The sequence below is a fragment of the Streptomyces sp. NPDC058576 genome, assembly GCF_042718715.1.
GTDB lineage: Bacteria > Actinomycetota > Actinomycetes > Streptomycetales > Streptomycetaceae > Streptomyces.
This window is the reverse complement of sequence record NZ_JBHXPF010000026.1, coordinates 99,257-105,298: the sequence shown is the minus strand read 5'-3', so window position 1 is coordinate 105,298 and position 6,042 is coordinate 99,257. Positions and strand designations below refer to the sequence as shown.

Here is a 6,042-nt window from a genome sequence, read left to right as displayed (position 1 = left end):
TTCCGGAAGAGAGCCTCTTCCGGAACGCGGCCTTCTCGCCGTGTGCGTGTGCGGAGGTACGCGCCCCTATGCGGGCACCTCCACCCACATGCCCTCCGACGGGGTGCCCTGGTCGTCGGTGACGAAGAGCATGTACCAACCGGCCGGCACCAGCGACCGGTTCTCCGGCACGGTGACGGTGATCCCGTCCTTCGACTTCTTCATGTCCAGGGCGATCGTGCGCTGGTCGGTGTCGGTGACATGGGTGACCGCCGAGGGCCGCATCAGCTTCGCCGAGGTGATCTTCGAGGCGTGCTGCGTGGTGAACAGGCCAGTGGAGCCGCGCTCGATCTTCTTGGGCCCGGCCGTCAGCTCCGGCCGGGAGTCCCGGTAGAGGTAGGGCGGGGTGTAGATCTCGATGCGCTGCTCGAAGACGCCGGGCCGGGTGTTGGCCTGGTCGGAGAAGAGCGAGTCCGACCCGAAGATCATGACCCGGCCGTCCGGCAGCAGCACCGAACCCGAGTGGTAGTTCCGGCCGACCGCCGGGTCCGCGACCTGCTGGTACGTGTCGCTCTTCGCGTCGTACAGCCGGGCCTGGAGCACGTCCGAGCCGCCGCGTCCCCGGTAGTCGCCGGAGCCGCCGGTGACCAGCAGGGAGTCGTCGGGCAGCAGGGACGCGCTGGGGTAGCGGGTGCCCTCGGAGAGGGACGCGCCGTCGGTGAACCGCGGCTTCTTCTTCTGGAGGTCGACCAGCCGGGACTTCTCGCTGGACTTCTCCGACTCGCCGACGCCGCCGCCGCCGATCACCATGAACCTCTCGTCCTGGGCCGGGGGCAGCCGCACGGTGGCCGAGGTCTCCATCTGGTCCGGGTCGCCGAGACCGGGGATCTTCTCGAACGTGTTCGTCGACAGGTCCCAGACGCCCGGGTCGCGGCCCACGTCCGCCGGACCGTATCCGGCGTTCGAGCCGGAGTAGAACAGCTTGCCGTCGTTCAGCAGGAAGACCGCCGGATAGGTGGGGAACTTCCGGACGATGCCGGTGTACTCCCACTCCTTGGTCGCCGGGTCGTAGATCTCGTCCTTGCCCGGGACGATCTGCCCGATCTCGTCCAGGCCCGACAGGGCGAGGACCTTGCCGTCCTCCAGCGTCGTCAGGGTCGGATACCAGCGGGCCTCGTTCATCGGGTCGACGGGGATGTACTTCTCCGCGACCGGATCGAACTCGAAGGCCTCCTTGATCCCCTGGAAGTCCTTCTTGTCCAGGGCCAGCTTCTGCGCGATGCCGTAGACGTTGCGGGTGTCCGAGCCGGACAGGCCCGCCACCCGGTAGTTGTCCTCGGTGCCGGACTCGTACTTCTTGCCGGTCTGCTGCGCCTCGACGTAGATCCGGCCGAGCCCGGGGTCGTTGCGCAGGAACGCGCCGGTCTGCTTGTCGAAGACCTTGGTGGCCTTCTCCACCAGGACCGGGTCCTTGGAGAGATACGTCCTGCCGTTCTTCTTGCCGGTGAACCGGGTGCCCGCGGGCAGGGTGATCGGCTTGTCCGGGTTCTCGTTGTGGACGATCATCAGGCCGCCGGCCTTGGTGACGTCGCCCTGGAGCTTCTCGTAGCGCTTGGTGCCGCCGGCTATGAGGAGCTTGCCGTCGGGCAGTTGGGTGTGCCCGGCGCAGAACATGTCCTTGGGGGTGGGGATGTCCTTGAAGACGTTCGTCTTCGGGTCCCACAGCACCGAGCGGAAGCTCTTCGCGTCGAAGTTCTTCTGGTTGTTCCCGGAGCCCGCGACGAGCAGCACCTTGCCGGTGTGCAGCAGCGCCGCGTGGATCGTGTTGATCCGGTGCTCGGAGGGGACGTCCAGAAAGTCCCAGTGGCCGTTTGCCGCCAGGTAATCCGGCTGGTTGATCCGGTACTCGTGATAGCGCTCGGTGCTGAAGCGGTACAGCCACGGCCCGTTCGCCCCCGCGAGCGCGAGAACCACCGCCGTACTGATCGCCAGGCGGCGGGTACGGCGGCTCGGACGGTACTTCATTTCTTACGTCCCCCAAGGGCGATCTGCATGGTCTGGTCGTTGCCGGGCGCTCCCGGCAGGGGCTGGGGCATCGAGTCCGGGGCCGGTCCGCTGCTGCCGTGCGATCCTCCGCCCGCCCGGCGTTTCTTCTCCTCGGCACGGATCGTGTACCGCCAGCCGATGATCGGCGCCGCGGTGATCAGCAGCGCCAGCGTGGCCCAGGTGACCATCGCGGGGTGGCTGCGGCCGAGAAAGAAGGAGGAGATCATCGAGGCGCCGAAGACGGCGATGAAGAACAGATGGATGCGGAAGGTGCCGAACAGGGTGTCCGGGCTGGACGAGTCGCCCTTGGGGGTCACCACGAACGAGCTCTTGCGGCGCAGCACCGCGTCCATCAGGGAGCGGGCGTAGATCGGCGCGGAGAGCGCGGACATCACCATGCCGGCCAGGCCGCCGGAGCCCTCGGGCTCGTGCGGCGAGACGTTGTGGCGGCGGTTCCAGATGTACAGGCCGATCTGGAGCGCGGAGGCGTTGCCGTACAGCATCATCCAGATCGTCGGGTCGATCTGGACACCGGAGGCACCCATGCCGAGGAACAGCGCGCAACTGAGAGCCGCCAGGATCCAGTTCAGCGCCGACATGGGATAGAAGATGATCATCATCGTGTAGTTGAACAGCTTGCCGGGCGGCATGGTCCCGAAGCCCTTCCAGAACTGCCCGATGATCGTCTCGTAGGTGCCCCGCGACCAGCGCAGCTGCTGGGTGAAGAAGTCCGTCCACGCGGTCGGGCCCTCGCCGACGGCCAGCACGTCCGGGGTGTAGACCGAACGCCACTTCTTGCCCGTGGCCGGGTTGCGGTGGCGGTGGATCTCGAAGCCGGTGGCCATGTCCTCGGTGATCGAGTCGTACAGCCCGCCGATCTGCTTGAGCGCCGAGATGCGGACCGCGTTGCTCGTGCCGACGAACATGGGCGAGCCGTAGCGGTTGCCCGCGCGCTGGATCAGGGCGTGGAAGAGGAACTGCTGCGACTCGGCGGCCTTGGTGACGAAGGTGTCGTAGTTGCCGTAGACCTGCGGGCCGATGACGAAGCCGACGTCCGGGTCACGGAAGTAGCCGAGCATCCGCTCCAGGTAGTTCGCCATCGGGATGTGGTCGGTGTCCACCGAGGCGAAGAAGTCGTAGTCGCCGCCGTGCGCGTCCAGCCAGGCGTTGTAGTTGCCGTGCTTCGTTTTGGCGCGGTGCGGGCCCTTGGCCTGGTTCCAGTGCGCCACGCCCTTGCGGGAGAAGTGGTGCACGCCGAGCCGGGCGCAGACCTCCTTCACCGCCGGGTCGTTGCCCTCGTCCAGCAGCCAGACGTGCATCAGTCCGCGGTGGCGGATCCTGACGGCCGCCTCCAGCGTCTTCGTGACCATCTCCAGCGGTTCCTTGCCGGGCACGAAGGAGGTGAGGAAGGCGACCTTGGTGCCGCTCTCCGGGACCACCGGGACCGGGTCGCGGGCGACCAGGGTGGCGTGTGCGTTGGAGAGGACGTTCATCGTGCGGAACAGCTCGATCAGGCCGATCGAGACCAGCATGACGATGTCGAGGACCAGCAGGAGGTCGTTGTCCAGGTTCGGGTCGCGGTCCGTCCAGTGGCTGGGCTGCATCAGCCAGGCGAAGAGGCCGAGCGAGACGAGGGGGGCCGCGCCGAGCAGGAGCGCCGCGCGCACGCGGTGCGGCTCCTGGGATATGAGCGAGCGGTACTGGACCTGGTACGGCGTGCCCGCGGGGGGCTGCGTCAGCGGTCCGGCGAGCCGGCTGTAGTGCTCGTAGTCGTAGCGCGGCAGCTCCTGCTTGGCGCGTCGCCGCGCCGTCCCTGCCCGCGGCAGTATCCGGAGCTGTGTCGTCCGGGAAGCGTCGTTCTCCTGCCGGTCGCCTGGCGGCGTCGACGTCATGGGTACATCCCCCCGCACGCATGCTGGTGCGTGACTGTTCGGTCTCTCTCGTCGTGCGTGGTGGGCCCCCGCTCTTCACCGGGCACGCACACGGTGGCAAGCCACCGCCCCCACAGACACGGATCGGCAGCCTTCCGGTTGCATGACGCCCTCTCGGTGTCCGCCCCCGAGCGGGACCCCCACCCCGCGGTGCGAACAACCGGAACGTCACGCTCTGCTGTGCCAACTGTACGGATCAGCAGCCCCCTTGGGGCCCACGACCCCCAGACAGATTGTCCGACACCGAACGCGATCGCAAGGGTGAAACGGACTGTTTGCCGGTCATACGCACGATTTGGCCCCAGGTTATGGAGGGGATGTGACGAAGTGGAGAACCGCGCTCGCCGCACGCTTCACTACTGCTGCGTGACCGTGGCGCCACGGTCCGGAGTCGGGTGTGTAGCTGTGCGTGTGCGGCCTGGGGGTGTCACCGGATGCCGGACGGGGAATGATCAAAGCCCCCTCACGGAACGTGAGGGGGCTTTGACTGTGCGTGCGCCGTCAGGGACTCGAACCCCGGACCCGCTGATTAAGAGTCAGCTGCTCTAACCAACTGAGCTAACGGCGCCTGCTGACCTGGAGAACTTTACCCGACGCGCCGGGATGCTCCGAACCATTTACTGGACGCCACGCCCTGTCGGATAGTCGTTTTTTTCCTTTGTTCCGTCAAAATGCGATATGTCGGGAGAGGTTAAGACGCTGACGACCGTTGCGGCTGCGCCCAAAGATCTTGACGAATGACGAGTGCGGAGGGGAATCGCATGAGTGTGCCGGTCTTCGAGGAGTACGAACCCGCCATCGACTGCGGATGCGCGGGGTGCGCCGTGCGGCGGCGCTCCGCCGCCACAGCCCTGCCGGTGCGGCGCGGCGGCCATCCCGCCGCGCACGGCGCGCGGCGCGCCCTGGTGCTGGCCACGGCCGCCGGGGTGGTCCTCTCCTGCGGAGCCGCCGACGCGGCGGCGGCCGTGGGCCACGCGCCCTGGGCCCCGCACGCCGACGGGGAGGCAGACCCGGAGCCGGCGACCCCGCAGGGCGAGAAGGGCCCGCTGCGGGGCACCGGCGCCTCGGGCCCGCCGTCCGCCGGAGCGGCCGCGCCCAAGACGACCCGGGCCGACATCATCGCCCGGGCCAAGACGTGGGTGACCGCGAAGGTCCCGTACAGCATGGAGAAGTACTGGTCGGACGGCTACCGCCAGGACTGCTCCGGCTATGTGTCGATGGCCTGGAACCTCGGCAGCAACGAGTGGACCGGCAGTCTCGCCGCCTACGGGACCCGGATCGCCCGCGCCGACCTCCAGCCCGGCGACATCCTCCTCTTCCACAACCCGGCCGACCCCTCCAAGGGCTCGCACGTCACGATCTTCGGCGGCTGGACCGACAGCGCACGCACCCACTACGTCGCCTACGAGCAGGCGCGCCCGCGGACGCGGAAGCAGTCGACGCCCCTGGCGTACTGGAACAACTCCGACCGCTACGTGGCCTACCGCTACAAGGGCGTCACGGGCGGATCGCCCGGCGCCGGGTCCTCCACCGCCTTCCCCGGGGCCCAGCGGTTCGGCCCCGGAGCCGACAACAAGGACGTCACCCGGCTCGGCCAGATGCTGGTCGAGCGGGGCGGCAAGCGGTTCTACGCGGTCGGCCCCGGGCCGGTCTGGGGAACGGCCGACCGGCGGGCGACCCAGGCGTTCCAGCAGGCACAAGGCTGGCGGGGCAAAGAGGCCGACGGCATCCCGGGCCCGCACACCTGGCGGCTGCTGACCACCGGCGGCGGCCGGAACATTCCGGCCGCCGGCGCGGGCGGGCGCCCGAATACGGCCGTCGCGTTCCCCGGACGCGGCTATTTCAAGCCGGGTCAGTCCAACAGCCATGTCGACCGGCTCGGCAAACAGTTGGTGAAGAAGGGATACGGCAAGCACTACGCGTCGGGCCCCGACCCGCGCTGGACCGAGGCCGACCGCCGCAACGTCGAGGCGTTCCAGCGGGCCCAGGGCTGGCGCGGCGGTGCGGCCGATGGTTACCCGGGGCCGGAGACCTGGCGCCGGCTCTTCGCGTGACGGACGTGACGACGTGACGGAAAGGAATCGGG

Annotated in this window: 3 protein-coding genes and 1 tRNA gene; 1 reads left to right on the top strand and 3 read right to left on the bottom strand. The window is 68.5% G+C overall.

What is annotated here, in order from left to right:
- Positions 1-66: 66 nt before the first annotated feature.
- From ACFWRV_RS19850 to ACFWRV_RS19840, 3 genes are all read right to left on the bottom strand, one after another.
- On the bottom strand, positions 67-2,004 hold the full coding sequence (locus tag ACFWRV_RS19850; protein ID WP_384336255.1) for a galactose oxidase-like domain-containing protein: 1,938 nt from the start codon (positions 2,002-2,004) through the stop codon (positions 67-69).
- Positions 2,001-3,917, bottom strand: coding sequence for a glycosyltransferase (locus tag ACFWRV_RS19845; protein ID WP_384336253.1), 1,917 nt, complete (start codon positions 3,915-3,917; stop codon positions 2,001-2,003). Before ACFWRV_RS19845 ends, ACFWRV_RS19850 begins: the two co-directional genes overlap by 4 nt.
- 533 nt (positions 3,918-4,450) lie before the next feature.
- Positions 4,451-4,524: transfer RNA gene (locus ACFWRV_RS19840), tRNA-Lys, on the bottom strand.
- Between the two features lie 193 nt (positions 4,525-4,717).
- Between ACFWRV_RS19840 and ACFWRV_RS19835 the strand changes: the two genes are divergently transcribed.
- Positions 4,718-6,010 carry a peptidoglycan-binding protein gene (locus ACFWRV_RS19835; protein ID WP_384336251.1) on the top strand — a complete coding sequence of 431 codons (1,293 nt, stop codon included), beginning with the start codon at positions 4,718-4,720 and terminating at the stop codon, positions 6,008-6,010.
- The last annotated feature ends 32 nt before the right edge of the window (positions 6,011-6,042 follow it).